This is a genomic window from Pseudomonas sp. UBA7500 (assembly GCF_002478435.1).
GTDB lineage: Bacteria > Pseudomonadota > Gammaproteobacteria > Pseudomonadales > Pseudomonadaceae > Aquipseudomonas > Aquipseudomonas palmensis.
In genome coordinates this window covers 73,357-92,235 of the sequence record NZ_DLNW01000022.1, presented here as the reverse complement: position 1 = coordinate 92,235, position 18,879 = coordinate 73,357, and the positions used below count along the sequence as shown (strand labels likewise).

Annotated in this window: 15 protein-coding genes; all 15 read right to left on the bottom strand. The window is 66.2% G+C overall.

Going from position 1 to position 18,879, the window contains the following annotated elements; genetic code table 11:
* A partial coding sequence (tssI, locus tag B4I46_RS10605; RefSeq protein ID WP_286900075.1) for a type VI secretion system tip protein TssI/VgrG occupies nucleotides 1–1,124 on the bottom strand: 1,124 nt, incomplete at its 3' end.
* Between the two features lie 87 nt (nucleotides 1,125–1,211).
* A complete protein-coding gene (locus B4I46_RS10600) occupies nucleotides 1,212–1,730 on the bottom strand; it encodes an Hcp family type VI secretion system effector (protein WP_043859617.1) in 519 nt (172 codons plus the stop codon).
* A gap of 318 nt (nucleotides 1,731–2,048) precedes the next feature.
* Nucleotides 2,049–3,098 (bottom strand): serine/threonine-protein kinase, encoded by a 1,050-nt coding sequence (locus B4I46_RS10595; RefSeq protein WP_286900072.1) that lies wholly within the window; start codon nucleotides 3,096–3,098, stop codon nucleotides 2,049–2,051.
* The gene (locus B4I46_RS10590; protein ID WP_286900069.1) at nucleotides 3,095–3,823 is read right to left on the bottom strand and encodes a PP2C family protein-serine/threonine phosphatase; all 729 of its coding nucleotides are present in this window, start codon (nucleotides 3,821–3,823) and stop codon (nucleotides 3,095–3,097) included. The genes B4I46_RS10595 and B4I46_RS10590 overlap by 4 nt, the downstream gene beginning before the upstream one ends.
* On the bottom strand, nucleotides 3,824–7,381 hold the full coding sequence (gene tssM / locus B4I46_RS10585; protein ID WP_286900067.1) for a type VI secretion system membrane subunit TssM: 3,558 nt from the start codon (nucleotides 7,379–7,381) through the stop codon (nucleotides 3,824–3,826).
* Nucleotides 7,382–7,395: 14 nt separating this feature from the next.
* Entirely contained in the window at nucleotides 7,396–8,265 is an 870-nt protein-coding gene (icmH, locus tag B4I46_RS10580) for a type IVB secretion system protein IcmH/DotU (RefSeq protein ID WP_058540725.1), read from the bottom strand.
* Nucleotides 8,266–8,269: 4 nt separating this feature from the next.
* On the bottom strand, nucleotides 8,270–9,601 hold the full coding sequence (gene tssK / locus B4I46_RS10575; protein ID WP_054916577.1) for a type VI secretion system baseplate subunit TssK: 1,332 nt from the start codon (nucleotides 9,599–9,601) through the stop codon (nucleotides 8,270–8,272).
* Between the two features lie 2 nt (nucleotides 9,602–9,603).
* Nucleotides 9,604–10,098 carry a type VI secretion system lipoprotein TssJ gene (tssJ, locus tag B4I46_RS10570; RefSeq protein ID WP_286900065.1) on the bottom strand — a complete coding sequence of 165 codons (495 nt, stop codon included), beginning with the start codon at nucleotides 10,096–10,098 and terminating at the stop codon, nucleotides 9,604–9,606.
* A gap of 5 nt (nucleotides 10,099–10,103) precedes the next feature.
* On the bottom strand, nucleotides 10,104–11,267 hold the full coding sequence (gene tagH / locus B4I46_RS10565; protein ID WP_043860552.1) for a type VI secretion system-associated FHA domain protein TagH: 1,164 nt from the start codon (nucleotides 11,265–11,267) through the stop codon (nucleotides 10,104–10,106).
* A 17-nt stretch (nucleotides 11,268–11,284) separates the two neighbouring features.
* Entirely contained in the window at nucleotides 11,285–11,425 is a 141-nt protein-coding gene (locus B4I46_RS10560; RefSeq protein WP_058540727.1) for a hypothetical protein, read from the bottom strand.
* Nucleotides 11,426–11,521: 96 nt separating this feature from the next.
* The gene (locus B4I46_RS10555) at nucleotides 11,522–13,039 is read right to left on the bottom strand and encodes a sigma 54-interacting transcriptional regulator (protein ID WP_213606887.1); all 1,518 of its coding nucleotides are present in this window, start codon (nucleotides 13,037–13,039) and stop codon (nucleotides 11,522–11,524) included.
* 10 nt (nucleotides 13,040–13,049) lie between these two features.
* Nucleotides 13,050–15,638: a type VI secretion system ATPase TssH gene (gene tssH / locus B4I46_RS10550; protein WP_286900060.1), complete on the bottom strand. Its 2,589-nt coding sequence runs from the start codon at nucleotides 15,636–15,638 to the stop codon at nucleotides 13,050–13,052.
* 6 nt (nucleotides 15,639–15,644) lie between these two features.
* The gene (gene tssG / locus B4I46_RS10545; protein WP_043860556.1) at nucleotides 15,645–16,652 is read right to left on the bottom strand and encodes a type VI secretion system baseplate subunit TssG; all 1,008 of its coding nucleotides are present in this window, start codon (nucleotides 16,650–16,652) and stop codon (nucleotides 15,645–15,647) included.
* The gene (gene tssF, locus B4I46_RS10540) at nucleotides 16,616–18,403 is read right to left on the bottom strand and encodes a type VI secretion system baseplate subunit TssF (RefSeq protein ID WP_054916573.1); all 1,788 of its coding nucleotides are present in this window, start codon (nucleotides 18,401–18,403) and stop codon (nucleotides 16,616–16,618) included. The genes tssG and tssF overlap by 37 nt, the downstream gene beginning before the upstream one ends.
* A gap of 65 nt (nucleotides 18,404–18,468) precedes the next feature.
* On the bottom strand, nucleotides 18,469–18,876 hold the full coding sequence (tssE, locus tag B4I46_RS10535) for a type VI secretion system baseplate subunit TssE (protein ID WP_043860558.1): 408 nt from the start codon (nucleotides 18,874–18,876) through the stop codon (nucleotides 18,469–18,471).
* Nucleotides 18,877–18,879: the final 3 nt, after the last annotated feature.

Below are 18,879 nucleotides of genomic sequence, written 5' to 3'. Positions count from 1 at the left end.
TGGCCTTCGCGGTCCCAGAAGAACTGCACCTTGACCCGGCCGTACTCGTCGCAATAGATCTCCTCGCCTTCGGGGCCGGTCACCACGGCGCGCTGGGAGCCCAGCACCCGTGGCTTGGGATGCCTCAGCGGCGGACGGTACGGCACGTCCCACGGCGTGGCGCAGAAGCGGTTGCGATAGCCCTGGTGAAAGTCGTCCTTGAGGTCGGTGACGTCGCTGCTGATCACCTCTTCGAGCACCTGCGGCTGCTTGCCTTCGTGCAGCACTTCGGTCAGAAGCCACAGGTCGTTCCACGCCGGGTTGGCATGCTCGGTCAGGCTCAGAAAATGCCCGCTGACCAGGCTCGGCTGGTCGCTGCGGCCCTCGGCCAGGCGGTAGTCGCTGCGGTGGCGCTCCAAGGCGCGGGTGGCCAGGTGCTTGCCGCGCGCGCGGTCGCTGAAGCGGGCCGGGTAGTCGTAGTCTTCCAGGTCCGGCGCAGCACCGCTGTCGGCGTCGCTTTCGAGCTGGATGCGCGGTTTGGTGAAGTCGTAGTCGCGCCGCGTGGTGCGGCTGGTGCGCGTGGCCAGGCGCAGGCCGAAGCGCTTGATCACCGGCACGTCGGCCACCAGCCCGGTGTCCTGCTGGTAGGCCACCGAGGCCAGCGTGGGGAATACGGTCTGGTCGTCGCCGAACACCAGCGCATGGCCCTGCGGGCTGTGCTGGAAGTGGTAGTGGATGCCCTCCTCCTCGCACAGGCGCTGGATGAAGTGCAGGTCGGACTCGTCGTACTGCACGCAGTACACCCGCTCGGGGTACACCGCGCCAAGCACGAAGCGGTGGTCGCTGGCGAGGATGCCGTGCTCTTCGAGCACCTGGGCGATGATCTGCGGCACCGTCTTGTGCTGGAAGATGCGCTGGTTGATGCGGTGTGCCAGGTACGCCAGCTGCGGGCGCAGCACCAGCCGGTAGCGCGACAGGCGCCGCCCNNATTCGAGGTTCAGCGACGCCCGTTCACTGACCAGCTCCAGTTCGAATTCGAACGGCTGGCTGAGCGCTTCGCGCCCGCTGAACGACAGCACCTGAAAGTCGCTGTCGACCCCGTCCAGGGTCAGGGTGAAATGGGGCTGGTTGGCCGCTGAGAACATCCGATGTTCCTCCCGCTGCAAAAACTGGGGTGACAGGCTGCCCCGGCCGGCCATGCTGGCTGGCCGGGGCAGTGAACTAACGCAGGCTTAGCCGGCGACCGGGGTGCGCCAGTCGTCCGAGCCGGAGGTACCGGACACTTCGTGGGTCCAGGTGATCTTGCGGTAGGTGAAGTGCACGTCTTCAAGGTGGGTGAAGTGCGCGTTGGCCGGGTCCTGGCAGTTGTGCATGTAGTCCTTGATGTCGACGATGATCGCGTCTTCGAGCTTGGTGGTGAAATAGTGCTCCTGGGTGCCGGCCGCCGAGGTGCGGTACCAGTGGATGACGATTTCGGTCAGGCGCTCGCCGGAGGTCAGCGCGGCCAGCAGCAGGGGCGACGCCTTGTCGAAGACCTTGGTGATGACCACCGGCTTGTGCACGCGCTGGCCGGTCGGCTGACCGGACTGCGGGTCGCGCGGGATGATCACTTCGTGGTTGAAGCCCTGGACCATGACCTGGTCTTCGTGGCCTTCCTGGTAGGTGTTGCCGACCGAATCGGCGGTGAAGGCACCGGCGGTGATCAGGCCTTGTTTGGTGCCGGTGACGGACATGTAGGCAGGTGTTGCCATGGGGGTTTGCTCCTTGCAAAAAGTGAAGCCGGACAGGCGAAAAATGCCGTGCGGCTGCAAGGAGACAGTTCAAGACCCGTGCCAACTTAAATTTAGTTGTTGTTAATCAGTAGCTTGTGTTTTTACTGTACGTTTTTTGAGCACTTTTACGCGAGAAAACCCGAAAAAGTGCGCAACTTCTTGCGCAGTACTGTGCAAGAAGTTGCGCACTCGTCTGTAGGCCTTTATCCCAAAGGCCTAGGGAAATGTATGCACAGGGTTATCCACATTTGAGTGCGCAAGAAGTTGCGCAGTTGGTAAAAACGGCAGGGTAGGTTTTCACCGCTTGAAAAGCGAAAAAACACGCCCCCAACAGCCCCCTTTCGACGCCAGCGCCTCCTGCAGTTGCCGCGCACTGATCGTGCGCTGGGCAGGGTCGAATGCCAGCGCAATTTTCAGCGCAGGCCAGCAGTGCGCGGGCAGGTTCGACGGGCGCGTCAGCGTGCGATCGAGCTGCTCGGCGCGGGCCTGAGTTGAAGGCAGGCGCCGATAGGGATGCTTGCCGCTGGCCAGCTCGTAGATCAGGCAGGCCACCGCATACATATCCGCCGCCGCACCCAGCGTGCCGTGTTCCAGCAGTTCCGGTGCAGCGTAGCCGGGCGTCCAGGCGTTGAAGCGCTCGCGGCTGAGGTGGGCCAGCCCCGAAAGCACACCGGCGTCGGCCTGGCCAAGACCAAAATCGAACAGGCGCACGCCGTCTTCGCCGAGCATCACGTTGCTCGGCTTGAGGTCACCGTGAAACACGCCCCGGGCATGGCAGCAGGCCAGGGCTTCCAGCAGAGGCAACACGATCGCGTTCAACGCCTGCCCGTGCAGGCCCAGCGGTTGCTCGCACAGCAGTTTGTCCAGTGCAGGCCCACGCAGCAGCTCCAGGGTGATGAAGGCGCGCTGGCTCGGCGGGTCGATCTCGAAGCTGTACAGGTTGACCACCTGCGGGTGCGCCACGTGCCGGGTCAGGGCAAACTCGCTGAACAGCAGCGCGTTGGCATCCGGCGAGGCGGCCAGCGCCTCGCTCACGAGCTTGATCGCCACACAGGGCTGCGGGTCACCGAACTGCTCGCGCAGCAGATCGCGGGCGCGATAGACCATGCCCATGCCGCCGGCACCGAGCAGGCGTTCGAGCCGATAACGCCCGGCCAGCACCTGCGGCAGCGGCACCAGCGGCGGTGTCGGCGCCGGCTTTTTCTTGCCTGCGCGGCGCCCCTTGCGCTTGGCCGCAGCGGGCGCCGGGGCGGCCAACTGGCCGTTGACGAAGGCGAAATAGGTGAGGTTGGCGTCGCGGGATTCGGTGGCCAGCAAGGCACCGAGGTCGGGCTGGTGTCTGCTCATTGGCGAATCACCACTGCGGTCAGGTTGTCCCCCGCTGCGCCGCGCAATGCCCATTCGAACAGACGCTCCAGCGCGACCTGCGCCGACGCCAGGCTCAACGCCTTGCCCAGGGCATCGCTGCTCAGTTCCTGGTACAGGCCGTCGCTGCACAGCAGGAACGCATCGCCCGGGTATACCTGCAGCTCCAGCACCTCCAGGGTCAGCTGCTCGCTGGCGCCAAGGGCGCGGGTCAGGGCGCGAGCGCCCGGTTGCGCCCGCGCCTGCTCCGCGCTCATCTGGCGCTGGTCGATCAACTGCTGCTGCAACGAATGGTCGCGTGACAGCTGGTAAAGACGCTGCTGGCGCCACAGGTAGCAGCGGCTGTCGCCGGCCCAGATGCACGCCGCACGCTCGCCCTCGAGCAGCAGCGCCACCACCGTGCTGCCCATGATGCTGTCGTGATGTGCATCCGTGACGGTCAGTTCCTGGCCAAGGCGCCGGTTGATCCAATGCAGGCACCCGCGCACCCCTTCCAGGCGCTCGTCAAAACTGCCATGGGCCGGCAACTCGGCCAGGCTGGCGACGATCAGCTGGCTGGCCAGGTCGCCACCGCGGTAGCCGCCCATGCCATCGGCCACCACCCACAGGCCCTGCGCCGGGCACTCCAGAAAGGCGTCCTCGTTGCGCATGCGCACCTTGCCAGCATCCGTGCGCGCCGCGCTGCGCCAGCGTGCTCCAACCTGCATCTAGAGCGACCCCGGTAGACGAAAGCCGCGTAACACGCCAACGTCGAAAGGGTTGGGCGCACGCTGGCTGCTGAGCAGGTAGTTGGCCCGCAGCCCGCCCACTTCGGCCTTGAGCACCAGCACGTCGCGGCCCTTGAGGTACTCGGTCTGCATCAGGTCGAACAGGCGGAACAGCGACCACGGCCCGGTGTTCTTCTCGATGCCGATCGGGCGCTCGACCATGCGTTCGAGCACCAGGCTTGCGCGACCGTCCTGGGCATCGGTCGGCCAGTTGAAGGTCATGGGCACCACCGGGCCGTGGCGATAGTCCAGCTGCCGATCGCCAAAGCGGAACTCGGCGCGGCTCACCGCCGAGTCCAGGGTGTAGGGCTCGAGCCTGAACTGCACCTGCGGCTGCGCCGGGTTCTCGGCGAAGAAGCTCTGGCGAATCGTCTGGGTCCTGGCCATCTGGTCCAGGTAGACCCGCGAGATCGGCAGGCTCTGGCCGTCGATGCTGCGCAGGCGGTAGCTGCCCGGGTCGCCGCTGATGAACGGGCGCAGGTAGGTGTCGAAGAAGCGCTCGGCGATGCCCTGGGCCTTGAAGAACTCGCGAAAGTCGTTGATCGCCACGTCACTGGTGCTGTGAGCATCGAACGGGTAGCGCTGCTGGATCGACTCACCGTAGAAGCCGTACAGCTCGCTCTGGTAGCGCTCGTTGACGTACTGGTAGGCATCGTTGAGTACCAGCCGCCAGCTGTCTTCGGCCAGCAGGTTGAACCAGCCATTGAGCGGTCGCGGCAGACGCCCGGATGCGTTGCGCAGGGCGCTGAGCGCATCGCGCTGGCCCCCCATGCGGGTCTTGGCAAGCTCGAAGGCCATCTGCTCCGGCTGGCTGGCGCGCGCGAGGCCGGCCATCTGCAGTTGCAGGTCGTTGAGCGCCTGCAGCGCCGGGGTGAGGTCGGCGGAGGGGCCATTGTTTTCGTCCAGCAGCCGATGCAGGGATTCGAAACGCCGCTGCAGGGACTTCTTCGCGGTGTCGGGCAGCGGCTTGGCCGCCACGGCGGGCTTGCTCGCCAGGGCGCCCTGGACCTTGCCGGCCACGGCGACCGCCGTGTTGGCCTTCTTGCCCAGCTTGACCCCCTGGGCCGGGTCGCTGGCCGGTGCCTCGGCGGGCTCATCGGTGCTGCCCGGCACGGGCTCGAAACGGGTGTTGTCGCGCAGCTGCACCAGCAGTTGAAGTACCGGCGAGTTGGCCGAGGTGAGCCCGGCGAGCTGATCGGCGCCCTCGCCGGCATCGCCGAACGGTTGCAGGCCGACCTGGCCGACAGCCTCGCTCCAGTGGTTGGCGTAGTCGCGAAAGTACAGCTGTTCCAATCCTACCAGCAGGCGGCGCATGTCCATGTCGCTGATGCCGCTGCCCTCACCCAGGACCCAGTTGTCACGCAGCAGCTCGCTGACCAGGGTCGAGCCCTGTACCGAGAAATACTGCTCGTAGCCCTGCTGGGTGTAAAACCCCGGAATCACGTAGTCGGTGCCGAAAAACAGCCCGCCCTGGGGGCCCAGGTGCTGGCTGAGGCGGTAGTCGGGCAGGCTGCTGGCCTGCTCGCGCAGTACCCGGTACACCACGTTGACCAGCGATTCGCTGCGCAGCACCTTGCGTGCCTGGGCCACCAGTTGCGGGTCCAGCGGGTAGCTGAATGGCAGTTGCAGCAGGCGTTCGAAATGCCCGTTGAGCCCGTTTTGCACCGCCGTGTTGCCCGCGTAGCGGCGCGACCAGTCAGCGGCTACCCACTCCTGCAGCCAGGCGGCTTCGCGGCGGTCGGGCATGCTCAGCATCAAGTAGGCACGCAGGCTGTTGAGCAGGCGCTCACGGTCGCGCAGGTTGCCACGAATCTGCCCTTCGAGCTGTTTGGCCACCCGTGGCAGCAGTTGGGTGTGCAGGTCCTGTTCGTAGGCACTGCGAAGCAACGGATTGCTCTGCTCGCCCTGGTACAGGCCCAGGCGCTCATGCAGTGACGCATCACCCGAAGGCGGGAATACCTGGGTCGCGGCATAGCTGCTGTCCAGCGGCTTGAGCGCGGCCATGGCATCGCTTTGCGGGGTCAGCGCTGCACGCTGCCCGGCCCACACCTGACCGAGCCCGCGCAGTTGCTCGAGGCGGTCGTGGTTGGCACTGAAACCGCCCGCCCACAGCAACCCGCAGCACACCAGTACGCCCAGCGCGCCGACATACAGTGCGCGCTGCCCCCAGTCGATGCGTCGCCGCTCGCGCTGGTCGAGGCCGGCCAGGTCGGCCTCGGGGAAGATGACCCGGCTGAGCAGGTGATGGATGAACCGCGAACGCCCGCTGCGCAAGGTGGGTAGCACCGTGCTGGGCAGGCCCAGGCTGGCCCCGATGCTGGCGGTGTCCGGGTCCAGCTGCTGGACAAGGTGCGGCGCACTTGTGAGGTAGAACCCGCGAAGCTGGCTGGCGCGCTGGTAGCGATTGCCGGTGAAGGCGATGTCGACGAACAGGCACAGCTGCTCGCCGATCTGCGCCAGCTGGTGCGGGAAGTCGAGGATGCGCGCGCGCCGCTGTGTATCGCGCTCGTGGTGCATGCGCATGATCACCTGGCTGTTGAGGCGCCGCAGCAGCGCCTCGAAGGCCTGGCGCAGCACGGCCACATCGGTGCCGTTCTGCGCCTTGGTGAAGGTGCTGCCCAGTACCTGGTCGCTTTCTTCACGGCTGAGCTGGTCGAAGAAATCGTCGAAGCCCTGCAACTGGTCGGCCTTGCTCAGCACCAGGTACACCGGCACCTGAACATGCAGGGTCTGCTGGATTTCCTGCAGTCGCGCATGGACCTGGCGCGCCAGGTTTTCCAGGCCCTTCTCGTCGCCACTGCGCAGCAGCTCGACCGGCACGCTGACCAGCACGCCGTTGAGCGGCCGGCTGCGGCTGCGTCGACGCAGCAGATTGAGCAGGGTACGCCAGGCACTGGCGTCGACCTCGGCGGTTTCCTGGGTCAGGTAGCGTCCGGCGGTGTCGATCAACACCGCGTGGTCGGCAAAATACCAGTCGCAATGGCGCGTACCGCGGGTGTCGCGGGTGAGTTGGCGGTCCAGTTTGTTGAGCGGAAACTCCAGGCCGGAAAAGTCCAGCAGGCTGGTCTTGCCACTGCCCTGGGGGCCGATCAGCAAGTACCAGGGCAGGTCGTTGCGCCAGCGCTCGCTGCGCCCGCCATACAGGCTAGAGCCCTTGAGCGTACGCAACGCCTCGCTGAAGCGGCTGCGCAGTTCCTTGTGGTCCTCATCGATGCGCGCTTCACGGCGCAGGCGTTCCTGGCCGTCCTCGCTCTCTTCGACAGCCTTTTTCTGCACCCCGGCGCGCCAACTGGAGAACACCATGCCCAGCCCCCAGCACAGGAACAGCGCACTGATGGTCAGCAGGCGCGAGGTGGCCGAGGCCCAGAAGCGGTGGTCGTCGACTGCCAGCAGCGGCCCCACGAACCACACCAGCAGTACCAGCGACAACACCAGCAACAGCGTCCATACCCACGTTTTGCGCAAAAAATCGCCGACTTTCTTGAAGAAGTTTTTCATCACACGTCCCTGTTCTACTGCTGCGCCTGGACCGTTTCCGGGTCAAGCTGCTGAAAAGGTTGCAGCACGGCCTCGCGCTGCTCACCCAACACCCAGGCGAACCCCGAATACATCACCACCAGGCAGATCAGCGCGAACAGCGTGACCATCCACCACGGCACCACCCGCACCAGGCTGCGACGCTGGTCGTTGAGCCCTTCCCACTGCGGCGAAAGTTCGCGCGGGGCATCCCCGCGCAGTTGCCGCACCTGGCGGAACAAGGCGTCGCGAATCCCTTCGAGTTCGAGCATGCCGCGCACCATCACGCGGTACTTGCCCTCGAACCCCAGCGACAGGCACAGGTACATGAGCTCCAGCATCGGCAGATGCTTGACCGGGTTCTTCGACAGACGATCGAGCAGCTGGAAGAACTTCTCGCCACCGAAGGTCTCGTTGTGAAAGGTGCTGAGCAGGCTCATCTGCGCCCACTCGCTCTCGTTGCCCCAGGAGGTGGTGACCACGGCCTCGTCGAGCACCGAGCACAGCACGTAGCGCGCGGTCATCACCTGGCTGGGCTCGGCGCCGTTGTGCAGCGCATGGGCCTCGAACAGCTTGATGCCATGGGTGAGGGTCTGGTTGAGGGCGTCGAGGTCTTCGCGGCTGTCGCTGTGCTTGAGCCGCACCACGTGCGAGAGCAGGTCCGAGGCGGCTGCCACCAGGGTGTTGAGGCTGATGTTGATGGCCTCGGCCGGGCCCAGGCGAGCCGAGTAGATCATCCGGTCTTCCAGTTGCTCCAGGCGCGGCGTGGCCAACCCATCGGTCAGCGGAACCTGCCTGGGCGCCTGGCCCTGGCGGTCCACCAGCACGGTCTTGTCGTCCTGACGGTGTTCGATGTCCTTGTGCATGCGGTCAGTTCCTGATGGCCCAGAATTTCAGTTCGAGCTCGGCGAACTCGCCCGAGACGTGGAAGGCAAAACCACCGGAGCGCTCCAGCAGGGCCTGGTCTTCGGCGTTGAATTCGAGCAGGAAGTAGGTCTTGTTGGAATGGAACGGGATCTGCCGCGGCGCCACCGGCAACGGCACCACCTTGATGCCAGGCAGGTGCAGGTTGACCAGTTGCCGGATACGTTCCACCGGGCCGACCTTGAGGTGCGAGGGCAGGCGCGTGCGCAGGGTCTCGCTGTCGCAGTTGGCGCTGGCGGCCAGTACGAACGAGGCCGAGGCGAGCAGCGTCTGGTCGTGCACGGCGGCCACCAGGATGCCGTACTGGCGGGTTTGCAGGTCCAGTTCGATGGCGTGCTGTTCCAGCACCATCGACAGCACCTCGCGTATGCCGTCCATCAGCCGGCGAAAGCTCGCGCCCTGGTCGCTGTGCTGATAACGGCTGTCGGTACGCGGGCGCTTGGTGTCGCTGGCGAAGGTCGCCAGGTCCCCCAGCATGGTCAGCAGGGTGCGGTACAGCTCCTCGGGGTGCAGCTGGTCCAGGCCCAGGTAGTGACGCAGCAGCAGTTCGGTGCGATTGATCAGTTGCAGCATCATGAAGTCGCCCACCTCCGCGCCGCCGACCTTGCCGTTGGAACGGATGCGCTCGGCAATGGTGTCGCCACGGTGGCCGAGCATGCTGATCACCTCCTTGAGGCACGACAGCAGGTAGCTTGAAGCGTGGGTGTGAATGAAGGTCGGCACGAACTCGGGGTCCAGGCTGATCACGCCGTCCGGGGTGGTGTCGAGCACGGCGCACAGCTTGAGCTTGACGTAGGCCTGATCGCCCTGCTGCTCGCCCAGCAGCAGGCGAAAGTCCGGCCGTGCACAGCTGATGTCGCTGTTGATGTCGTCACCGGCGTTGGAGTCGCTGACCGGGGTCTCGTAGGCGATGTAGCGCGCCAGCACATCGGACTGCTCCAGTCGCCGGGTCTCGATGTGGTTGCCGGTCACCAACGGCAGTGCCAGGTACACCGGCGTGTTGCCGGTGTTGGGCGGTATGTCCAGGGCCAGCGGCTCGATGTTGCTGCTGAGTTCGAACAGGCTGCCGTCGGGCAGCACGCCGCTGGCCTGGCTGACCACCAGCTTGCCCATGCTCAGGAACTGCTGGTCGATCTCCAGGCTGAGAAAACCCCAGTTGTAGCTGCCCAGCAGCTGGGTGCGGGTTTTCATCTGGTAGTCGTAGTAGCGATCGTTGTGCTGGAAGTGCTGCGGACGCAGCAGCATGCCTTCCTGCCAAATGACTTTGTGCACATGCATGATCAGTTTTCCGTCCGGGCCAGTGTGGCGTTGCTGTTGCGAATGCCGGCCTGGTCCAGCGTCAGGCTGGCGCTGTTGAGTGCCTGCGGGGTGATCTGGACCACGTAGCGCCACTGGGTCTGCTCCAGGTCGCGGTAGGCCGCCAGCACGCCGACGTAGCGGCTGCCAGGTTCCACGCTCAGGCGCAGCGTCACGTGCTCACCGGGGCGCAGCTCCAGCTCTTCGCTGACCACCAGGTCTGGCGCCAGGGATTCCTTGGCCCGCTCGTACAGGCTGAAGAAGTCGGCATGCTCGAAGGCCACCGGGTGCTTGAGTTCGAACAGGCGCACCACGATCGGCGAGGGCCGGCCATTGAGGTCCGGGTTGAGCTGGTCACCGGCGTCGAGGGTCAGTTGCAGCTTGGTCAGTTCCGAGTACGGCGACAGCGCGAAGCAACCGGCCAGCAACAGCGCCAGCGCCATCAGGCCGGCGGAGAGAAAGGTCTTGCAGCGCAGCATGGGGATCATCCTTGAGCGTCGGTGTGAAGGGTGCCGATCAGGCGAACCTGTTCGGCGTAGGCCTGGGCGAAGTCGCGCGCCAGCAGGCGCTCGCTCCATTCATCGTCCTGGCCAAGGGCCTGGTGGTAGCGCACGTAGGCGCGCCATTGGCTGCCGGCAGTCCGCAGCAGCGGTGCCCGGCCGCGCTCGAACTGCAGGCCCAGCTGGCGTGGCGAAAAGTGCTCAAGCACACCCTGCAGCGCAGCGCGACAGGCCGTCAGCATCGCCACCTGATGCGCCTGCAGGTCGCGGTAGGCCTGGGTCAGTGCCTGGCTCGCAGGGAGCTGGCCGGGCGCGGCCGGGTGCAGCAACAGGCCCAGCGCCTGGCCGGCATCGGCGCTCGACTTCAACGGGTTGTGGCTGGCGCGGTGGGAGGTGGTCAGGGCCAGGCGCAACTCGTTCTTCAGTTCGCTGCGGGTGCGCAGGCTTTGCTGCACGCCGCCGATGCTCTGCTTGAGCAGGCCGGCCGCCTTGATCGCCAGGGCTTCACGGGCGCCAGGGTCGAGCCCGCCCAGATCGACCCCGAGGGCGGTGCCAAAGGCTGCCCAGAACCGTTCGTTACACGCTGGTGCCGGCGCCGCCTGTGGTTCGTCGTCGGGTTCGGGCTGCGCCACCAGGTTGGGTACCAGCAGGCTTTCCATGTCTATGCGCGCGTAGTCGGGGCGCTGGCGGGCCACCGGTGCAACCGTGTCGAGTGCACTCAGTGCGTCGAGGGGTGAAGGCTCGACGTCCTGCTGGTCGAGGGCATGGAACGGGTCCAGCTCAAGAAAGGCGTCGTCAGGGATGATGCTGCCCGCGGCGCTGGGCAGGCCGACCTCGACGTCGGCTGCGGTGCGGGTGACCAGGCGCGCGCGCACCTCGAAACCGCCCAGCAGGTACACGCTGTCCTGCTCGATTCGCTGCGCCTGCCCCTTGCGCAGCTGCGCACCGCTGCGTCCGTCGCGGGTGCCGTTGCTGCTGATGTCGGTGAGGAAGAACACGCCCTCCTGACAGGTGACCAGCGCATGTCGCTTGGAGACATGCCGCTGCGGGTCGCTGATGACCCAGTCGCACGCCTCGTCGCGCCCGATCACGCCGCCTGCACGGGTGAAGGTCTTGCTGCGTCCCTGCGTTTCAAGAACCAGTTCCATGTTGATGCTCCTTGCACTCACTTGCCGCGGTTGGCTGCCTGCGGATCGCCCAGCGGGCGATAGGTGTCGTCGTTGAATTTGTAATTGCCGCTACAGCCGCCCAGGCCGCTGAGCACGATCAGCGCCAGCAGCAAGGCGGGCCAGTGACGAACAGACATTTGCAGATCTCCATCGGTGGGCATTGCACGGGGCGCCGCCCGCCGGGGGCAGCGCACGGTTGTAAGGGAAAATGCAGCATTGCTCGCCATGGCCGCTCAACCTTCGAACTCGCCAAGGTTGATGTTCAGCCGCCCCAGGCGGTACAGCAGGGTGCGCCGCGGCAGGCCCAGCTCGCGTGCGGCCAGGGTCTGGTTGCCGGCGTTCTTGCGCAGGCAGTCGAGCAGCCAGTGGCGCTCCACGTTTTCAAGGCGATCACGCAGGTTCAGCCCGCTGTCCCCCGACGGTACTTCGCTGGCCGGGGCAACATGCTCAGGCAGCAGGCACTCGCCGTCGCACAGCAACACCGCGCGCTCCACCAGGCCCTTGAGTTCACGCACGTTGCCCGGCCAGGCGAGCCCGTCGAGGTAGGCCAGTGCCGCCGGCGACCACTGCAGGGGCTTGCGCCCCAGAAACTCGCAGGCCTTGGCAGAGAAATGCCGGGCCAGCACTGGCACATCGCCGCCGCGCTGACGCAGGGCCGGCAACTCGATGGGGAACTGCGCCAGGCGGTAGTACAGGTCTTCGCGAAAGCGCCCTTCGCTGACCAGCACCGCCAGGTCGCGGTGGGTGGCGGCGATGATGCGCACATCGATGGTGTGGGTGTCGTTGGAACCCAGCGGGCGGATCTCGCCCTCCTGCAGCACGCGCAGCAGCTTGGCCTGCAGCGACAGCGGCATGTCGCCGATCTCGTCGAGCAGCAGGGTGCCGCCGTGGGCGGCATCGAACAGGCCAGGGCGGTCGCGCAATGCGCCGGTGAAGGCGCCCCGTCGATACCCGAACAGTTCGCTCTCCAGCAGGTTCTCCGGCAGGGCCGCACAGTTCTGCACCACGAACGGCCGGGTACCGCGCGGGCCGTAGTCGTGAATCGCCCGGGCCACGACCTCCTTGCCGGTGCCGGTCTCGCCCAGCAGCAGGACGGTGTAGGGGCTGTGCAGCACCTTGCTGATCAGCTGGTAGGCCTGGCGCATCGCGGCGCTGTTGCCGATCAGCCCGTAGTCGGTGGCGCCTGCGCGCGTGGCGGGCAGCGGCGCCGGCGCCACCTCGGGCTGGTGCAGGCGTTGCAGCAACTCCATTTGCACCAGCACGAACGCCCCCAGCTGTCCCAGCGACTGGGCAAAGCCGCCCAGGTCGACGCTGGTGCGGCTGGCACACAGCAGCAGGCCGGCGATGGCCTGGTGCGGGTTGAGCAGCGGTACGCACAGCAGCGACTGCCAGGGGCTGTGCAGCACCGGCAGGAAACTGGTGTCGAGCAGGCTGGCGGGCAGGTCGGCAAGGCTTACCGAACGGTTCTGGCACAGCGCGAACTGCAGCAGTTGCTCGCCGTTGTAATCCACCGGCACGCTGGCGGCAGCACGCGGCTGCAAGGCCCCGCCCAGCCATTCGGCGGCAAGGCTCAGCGAAGTGTGGGTGGCATCGAGCAGGTACAGCTGACTGAGCTCGCAACCGCTGAGCTCGGCCACCGCCTGCACGAAGCGCTCCTGCAGCGCGGGTTCCCGGCCCGTACGCGACAGGCTGGCGAAGTGCGTCAACAGGGCTTCGGCATAGCGCAAGGGCTGCGGCACGTGGGTGAACATCACCCCCACCTCAGGCAAACTCGCACCTCACGCCCGCATCGCCATCGAGCGTGGCATGCACCTGCTGCAACGACTCCCCGGCCGCCATTGCTGCCAGCAGCCGGTCAGCCACCTGCGGCATCAGGTGCAGGTCGAGCAGGTGGTCGATCAGCCGCGCGCCGCTGTCGCCCTGGGTGCAACGCTCGGCCAGGTGCTCGACCAGCGCCGGGGCATAGGTGAAACCCAGTTGCCGGCGCAGCAGCCGCTGGCCAAAGCGCTGCAACTTGATCTCGACCAGCTCGCGCAGCACCGGGCCGCTCACCGGGTAGTACGGCACCACACGCATGCGCGCCAGCAAGGCCGGTTTGAAATGCCTGCTCAAGGCGGGCCGTATGGCCTGTTCCAGTTGCTCGGCAGAGGGCCGTTCGGCGCCTTGGCAAAGGCTCGCGATCTGCTCGCTGGCCAGGTTGGAGGTCATCAGGATCAGGGTGTTGCGAAAGTCGATTTCGCGCCCCTCGCCGTCGTTGGCCACGCCCTTGTCGAAGATCTGGTAGAACAGGTTCAGCACGTCCGGGTCGGCCTTCTCGACCTCATCCAGCAGCACCACGGAATAGGGCTTCTGGCGCACCGCCTCGGTGAGCATGCCGCCCTCGCCATAGCCGACGTAACCGGGCGGCGCGCCGATCAGCCGCGACACGGTGTGCTTCTCCTGGAACTCGGACATGTTGATGGTGGTGATGAAGCGCTCGCCGCCATACAGCAGGTCGGCCAGGGCCAGGGCCGTTTCGGTCTTGCCCACGCCACTGGGCCCCACCAGCAGGAACACCCCGACCGGCGCATCGGGCTTTGCCAGGCCGGCTGCGTTGGCCCGCATCGAACGGTCCAGTGCCTGCACGGCCTGCTCCTGACCACGGATGCGCGCACGCAGGTCTTCGGCAAAGCGCATGATCCTGGCGTTGTGCTCGCGGGCCAGTTGCTCCAGCGGCACGCCGGTCCAGGCACTGATCACTTCGGCCACCAGGCGCGGGCACACTTCGAAGCTGACCAGGCGCTCTTCGGCCTGCGCCGCTTCCAGCAGGCTGCGGGTGGTCTCCAGGCTGGCCTGCAGTACGGCCACGTCATCCCGTGCATTGCCCTGCTCGCGGGCTTCGGCCAACTGCCGGCGCAGGTCCAGCACCTGCTCGGCCAGCGCGCGCTGCTGTTCCCAGCGCGCCTGCACGGCCCGCTGGTCGGCCTGGTCGCTGCGCAGTTGCGCCTGCAACAGGTGCAGCGCCTCTTGGTCTATGGCCACACCGGCTTCGGCGTCGCGCTGCTGCGCCTGCACCTGCCGCTCGCCCTCGGCCAGCGAGGCACGCAGGCGTTCCAGGCGTTGCGGCGCGGCGGCCAGGCTGATGCGCACCCGGGCACAGGCGGTGTCGAGCACATCGACCGCCTTGTCCGGCAACTGTCGCCCGGCCAGGTAGCGCGCCGACATGTGCGCCGCCGCCACCACCGCATCATCGCGCAGGTAGATACCGTGACTCTTCTCATACACCTGGGCCAGGCCGCGCAGGATGGTCACCGCCTCGTCCGCTGTCGGCTCGTGCAGTTGTACCGGCTGAAAGCGCCGGGCCAGGGCCGGGTCCTTCTCGAAGTACTTCTTGTACTCGCTCCAGGTGGTGGCGGCGATGGTGCGCAGCTCGCCCCGCGCCAGTGCAGGCTTGAGCAGGTTGGCCGCATCCGAACCGCCGGCGTTGCCGCCCGCACCGATCAGGGTGTGGGCTTCATCGATAAACAGGATGACCGGTCGGGGCGCGGCCTTGACCTCGTCGATCACGCCCTTGAGGCGTCGCTCGAACTCGCCCTTGACGCTGGCGCCGGCCTGCAGCAGGCCCATGTCCAGCGCCAGCAGCTCTACCCCGCGCAGTGCCGGCGGCACTTCGGCGGCGGCAATGCGCAGCGCCAGGCCCTCGACGATGGCGGTCTTGCCCACACCGGCCTCACCCACCACGATGGGGTTGTTCTTGCGCCGCCGGGCAAGGATGTCGATCATCTGGCGCAGCGCTTGATCGCGGCACAGTACCGGGTCGAGTCGGCCGTCGCGGGCCTGCTGCGTGAGGTTGTGGGTAAAGCGCTGCAGCATCGACTCGCCCTGGCCGCCCGCGGCACCCTGCGCTGCAACCGGCCGGGACGCCAGGGCGAAGCCCTTGAGGCGCTCGATGTTCAGGCGGGCCAGCAGCGGCTGGTAATGGCTGCCGGCATAGCGCACGGGGTTGCGCAGCAGCGCCAGGATCAGCGCAGCCTGTTCTACCTGGCTGCTGCCCAGTTCGAGGTTGGCCACCAGCAGCGCATCCTGCAGCCACTGCACCAGTTCGGGGGCGAACACCGGGTTGCGCGAAGCGCTGTGTTCAAGCTGCACCTGCAAGGTGGCGCGCAGTTCGCCCGGCGCCACGTCGGCGTCGTGCAAGGCCCGTTCAAGAAGGCCTTCGGGGCGATCGAGCAGTTCCAGCAGCAGGTCCTCGACCAGGATCCTGCTGCCGCCACGTGCCACGCAACGTTCGGCGCAGCGCTCCAGGTCACGACGGGTGTCGGCGTCCAGCGCCTGGATGAGTTGTTGCAGGTCTACGGTGATCATGTCCATCGGTCCTTAATGAATTTTGCTTCCCAGGGTCACCACGCCATCGGCGCGTTCGTGACCGAGCCAACTCGTCCATCCCAGACGGCAGGCGTTGTCCTGGCCGATACGCAGCTCGCGAATCTCTTCCTGGCGCAGCACCAGGCGGATGTCGTAGTCCAGCGGGTCGCGCAGGGTGAAACGCACCAGGGCACACAGCGGCTGATAGCCGAAGCCGATCGGCAGGAACTCGTGAAAGCGCTGCCAGTCGAGCTGGGTGATGTGGATGCGGAACTTGCCGTTGCGATCACGCACCCGCTCGCCCAGCACCACGTCCTCGCCCAGCAGGCTGTTGGCGCGCCCCAGGCGATTGCACTGCTCCTGCAGGATGACCACGCGACGTTCGATGCACTGCTCGATGACCAGCTGCGCATGCTTGAAGTAGTAGCGCAGCACCGCCTCGATCAATGCCGCCGAGTGGGCACGCAGGCTCAGCAGGCCCAGGTAGGGCAACAGGCGCTTCCAGTTCAGTTCGCGGGCCTCGCGAATGTGCTCGCCACCCAGCCCGATCAGGGCGAACAGCTGCGCCGAGAATGGGTCCATTGCCCCGCTCTGGAAGCGTGCGCGATAACGGTACTTGCGCCAGATGGGCAGCATCAGGCGCTGTAGCCGATGGTGGAACACGTCGAGAAACTGCCGGGTCGTGTTGCCGTCCTCGCCATCGCCCAGCGCCTGCTCCACGTAGAACGCCGGCAGCGGCGAGCTGGCGCCGCACAGGCCGATCAGGTTGAAACGCAGGCGTGCACGCATCTGCCCGCGGTCGTCGAAGAACTCGACGCGATCGACGTCGCTGCCCGGAAAGCCCAGGCTCGGATTGGCCTGGAACTCCAGCTGGTCGTACAGCTCCTCTTCGCTCAGGTGCGGATGGAACTCGCGCAGCCGGTCGATGACCAGCAGCACGGCCTGAAACAGCGAGTATTCGCGTATTGCGTGGCTCAGCCCGCTCAAAGCAGGGGCTGCAGGCCCATACGTGGTGTCCATTGGTACACCTCTCCCTGGGTACTTCTGACCCGCAACTCGTGGTACGAGTTGAGGCTGGCATAAAGGGCAAAGAACTCGTTGAGCACCGAGGCGAACACGAACAGGTCGCCTTCGCCGATGTAGCCTTGCGGGTCGATGGTCAGTTCGGTGCGCAGCCCGCGCAGGGGCAGGCCGCGGTGCAATCGGTCGACATGCTCGTGACGGATCGACTTGAGCCCGCCGAGCAGGCGCTTGCTGACCTTCTCGGCATGTTGGTCGTAGTAGCGCGGCAAGTCGTAGGTTTCCAGGATCACCTTGAGCGCATCGACGTTGGCCAGCGACAGGTAGTTGAGCGACATGTTGCTGATCAGCTTCCACAGGAAATCCCGGTTCAGGGGCGGTGCGTAGCTGGCCGTGACCGGGGTGATGTTGCGGAAGGTGAGGAACTCCGGGGTCTGCTCGGACGGCTGGTCGATATCACCCAGCTTGAGCCGGCGCGGCAGGTTCTGGTTGGTGCAGGTGAGCTCGATGGACAGCGTCTCGTGGGTGCGGGTATCGCGTATTCCGAAGCTCAGGTAGGTGTCCAGGCCGTCATGCAACAGCGAGGAGCGCTGGCGAATGCTGTAGTGCGGGCTGGTCTGCGGCACGTCGAAACTGGGGTCGTGCTCGAACGACTCGAACGGCACATAGGCCTGGTAGCCCACGCCGCCGGGCTTCCAGCCGGTCACGCTGTGCACCGAGAACACCCCGCAGTTCTCCAGGTCGTACTCGGCGGGCAGCAGCAGGTATTCGTCCTGCTTGCCATCCAGGCGAATCGGCAGGGCATCGTGCTGGAACAGGTTGGCGATAGGGGTGCAGTACAGCTTGACGTTGTCCAGCGTGGGGCGCATGCGCTGGATGCCGCCCCTGCGGATGTCGAAACGTATCTCCAGCCCGCGCATCTGCTTGAGGGTTTCCGTGCCCAGGGACTTGAGTGCCTCCAGGCCGTCAAGGTCGACGAACAGGAACTTGTCCTGGAAGGCGAAGTACTCCTGCAGGTAGCGGTAACCGCGAAAGGTGTTCAGCGGGTAGGGAATCAGCGCCTCTTCCTCGGCGAAGCCGACCGGCTGGATACGGTTGCCAGCCAGGCGCACTGTCACGTTCTCGCCACTGGCGCGCACCAGCGGCTTGCCATCGCCCCCCAGTGGCACCAGCTCGATGCCTTCCACGTTGCGCAGCAGGCACAGGTAGAGCATCTGGCTGATGTAGCGCTCGCCTGCCAGGTGCAGGCGCAGGCGGCTCAGTTCCAGCTCGCCGACATGCCCGTCGCAGCTCATCTCCAGGCGCAGGCTGAGCAGCGCCCCATCACCCTTTACCGAGTAATTGAGCGCGGTGAGGTCCAGGGCCATGACATCGGTGGGGTAGCAGGTGCGAAAACGGCAGCGCACCTCATCGATCGGCTGGCTCTCGACCGGTGTATCGCGCGCCACCCGCAAGGGCGGGCCGGACTGGCCCAGCGGGTCGAACTGCAGGATGCTGAACGCCGGCAGCGGGCGCATGTAGTTGGGCCACAGCAACTGCATCAGCGAATGGCTCAGCTCGGGCAGTTCGTCATCGAGCTTCTGGCGCAGGCGCCCGGTGAGGAAGGCAAAGCCCTCGAGCAGCCGCTCCACGTCCGGGTCGCGCCCGGCCTGCCCCAGAAACGGCGCCAGGGCCGGGCTGCGCTCGGCAAAGCGTCGCCCCAGCTGGCGCAACGCGGTGAGCTCGCTCTGGTAGTAATGATTGAAGGACATGCTCGGTTACCTGTTTTGCATGCTCAGGAACGTCCTGTTCGCGAGACGACAGCGCGGTGCGCGTCTCAGTTGACCTGCACCTGCCCGCCGCCCTCCAGGCGCGCGGAAAAGCTGACCTGACGCTTGATCCCGTCCAGCTCAAGCAGGCCTTCGATGCTGAAAGCCAGCTTGAGCTGATCGTGATCACGCGGCAGCGACACCACGCGCACATTGGTCAGGCGCGGTTCGTAGGCTTCGATGAACTGCTCGATGGCCTGACGCGCCTGGCTCAGCGCGTCATGCAGGCTCAGGCGCATGTCATTGAGGTCTGCCAGCCCGTAATCGGGCAGCGTCTGCACGCTGCCCGCACGGGTACTGAGCATCTTGCCCAGGTGCACCGCCACCGAGGCCATGGCAGCCCTCTCGCGGCTCCAGCCGCGACGCTTGTCGGCTTCGCCGCCCAGACGCTCGAAAAGGCTGCCATATCCGCTCATGTA

What these genes read in the sequence shown, in the direction of transcription:
- tssF (WP_054916573.1), bottom strand. Translation starts at nt 18,403, where the DNA reads ATGTCCTTCAATCATTACTACCAGAGCGAGCTCACCGCGTTGCGCCAG.
- B4I46_RS10600 (WP_043859617.1), bottom strand. Translation starts at nt 1,730, where the DNA reads ATGGCAACACCTGCCTACATGTCCGTCACCGGCACCAAACAAGGCCTG.
- B4I46_RS10555 (WP_213606887.1), bottom strand. Translation starts at nt 13,039, where the DNA reads ATGTTCACCCACGTGCCGCAGCCCTTGCGCTATGCCGAAGCCCTGTTG.
- B4I46_RS10560 (WP_058540727.1), bottom strand. Translation starts at nt 11,425, where the DNA reads ATGTCTGTTCGTCACTGGCCCGCCTTGCTGCTGGCGCTGATCGTGCTC.
- B4I46_RS10590 (WP_286900069.1), bottom strand. Translation starts at nt 3,823, where the DNA reads ATGCAGGTTGGAGCACGCTGGCGCAGCGCGGCGCGCACGGATGCTGGC.
- B4I46_RS10595 (WP_286900072.1), bottom strand. Translation starts at nt 3,098, where the DNA reads ATGAGCAGACACCAGCCCGACCTCGGTGCCTTGCTGGCCACCGAATCC.
- tssK (WP_054916577.1), bottom strand. Translation starts at nt 9,601, where the DNA reads ATGCATGTGCACAAAGTCATTTGGCAGGAAGGCATGCTGCTGCGTCCG.
- tssG (WP_043860556.1), bottom strand. Translation starts at nt 16,652, where the DNA reads ATGGACACCACGTATGGGCCTGCAGCCCCTGCTTTGAGCGGGCTGAGC.
- tagH (WP_043860552.1), bottom strand. Translation starts at nt 11,267, where the DNA reads ATGGAACTGGTTCTTGAAACGCAGGGACGCAGCAAGACCTTCACCCGT.
- tssM (WP_286900067.1), bottom strand. Translation starts at nt 7,381, where the DNA reads ATGAAAAACTTCTTCAAGAAAGTCGGCGATTTTTTGCGCAAAACGTGG.
- tssJ (WP_286900065.1), bottom strand. Translation starts at nt 10,098, where the DNA reads ATGCTGCGCTGCAAGACCTTTCTCTCCGCCGGCCTGATGGCGCTGGCG.
- tssE (WP_043860558.1), bottom strand. Translation starts at nt 18,876, where the DNA reads ATGAGCGGATATGGCAGCCTTTTCGAGCGTCTGGGCGGCGAAGCCGAC.
- icmH (WP_058540725.1), bottom strand. Translation starts at nt 8,265, where the DNA reads ATGCACAAGGACATCGAACACCGTCAGGACGACAAGACCGTGCTGGTG.
- tssH (WP_286900060.1), bottom strand. Translation starts at nt 15,638, where the DNA reads ATGGACATGATCACCGTAGACCTGCAACAACTCATCCAGGCGCTGGAC.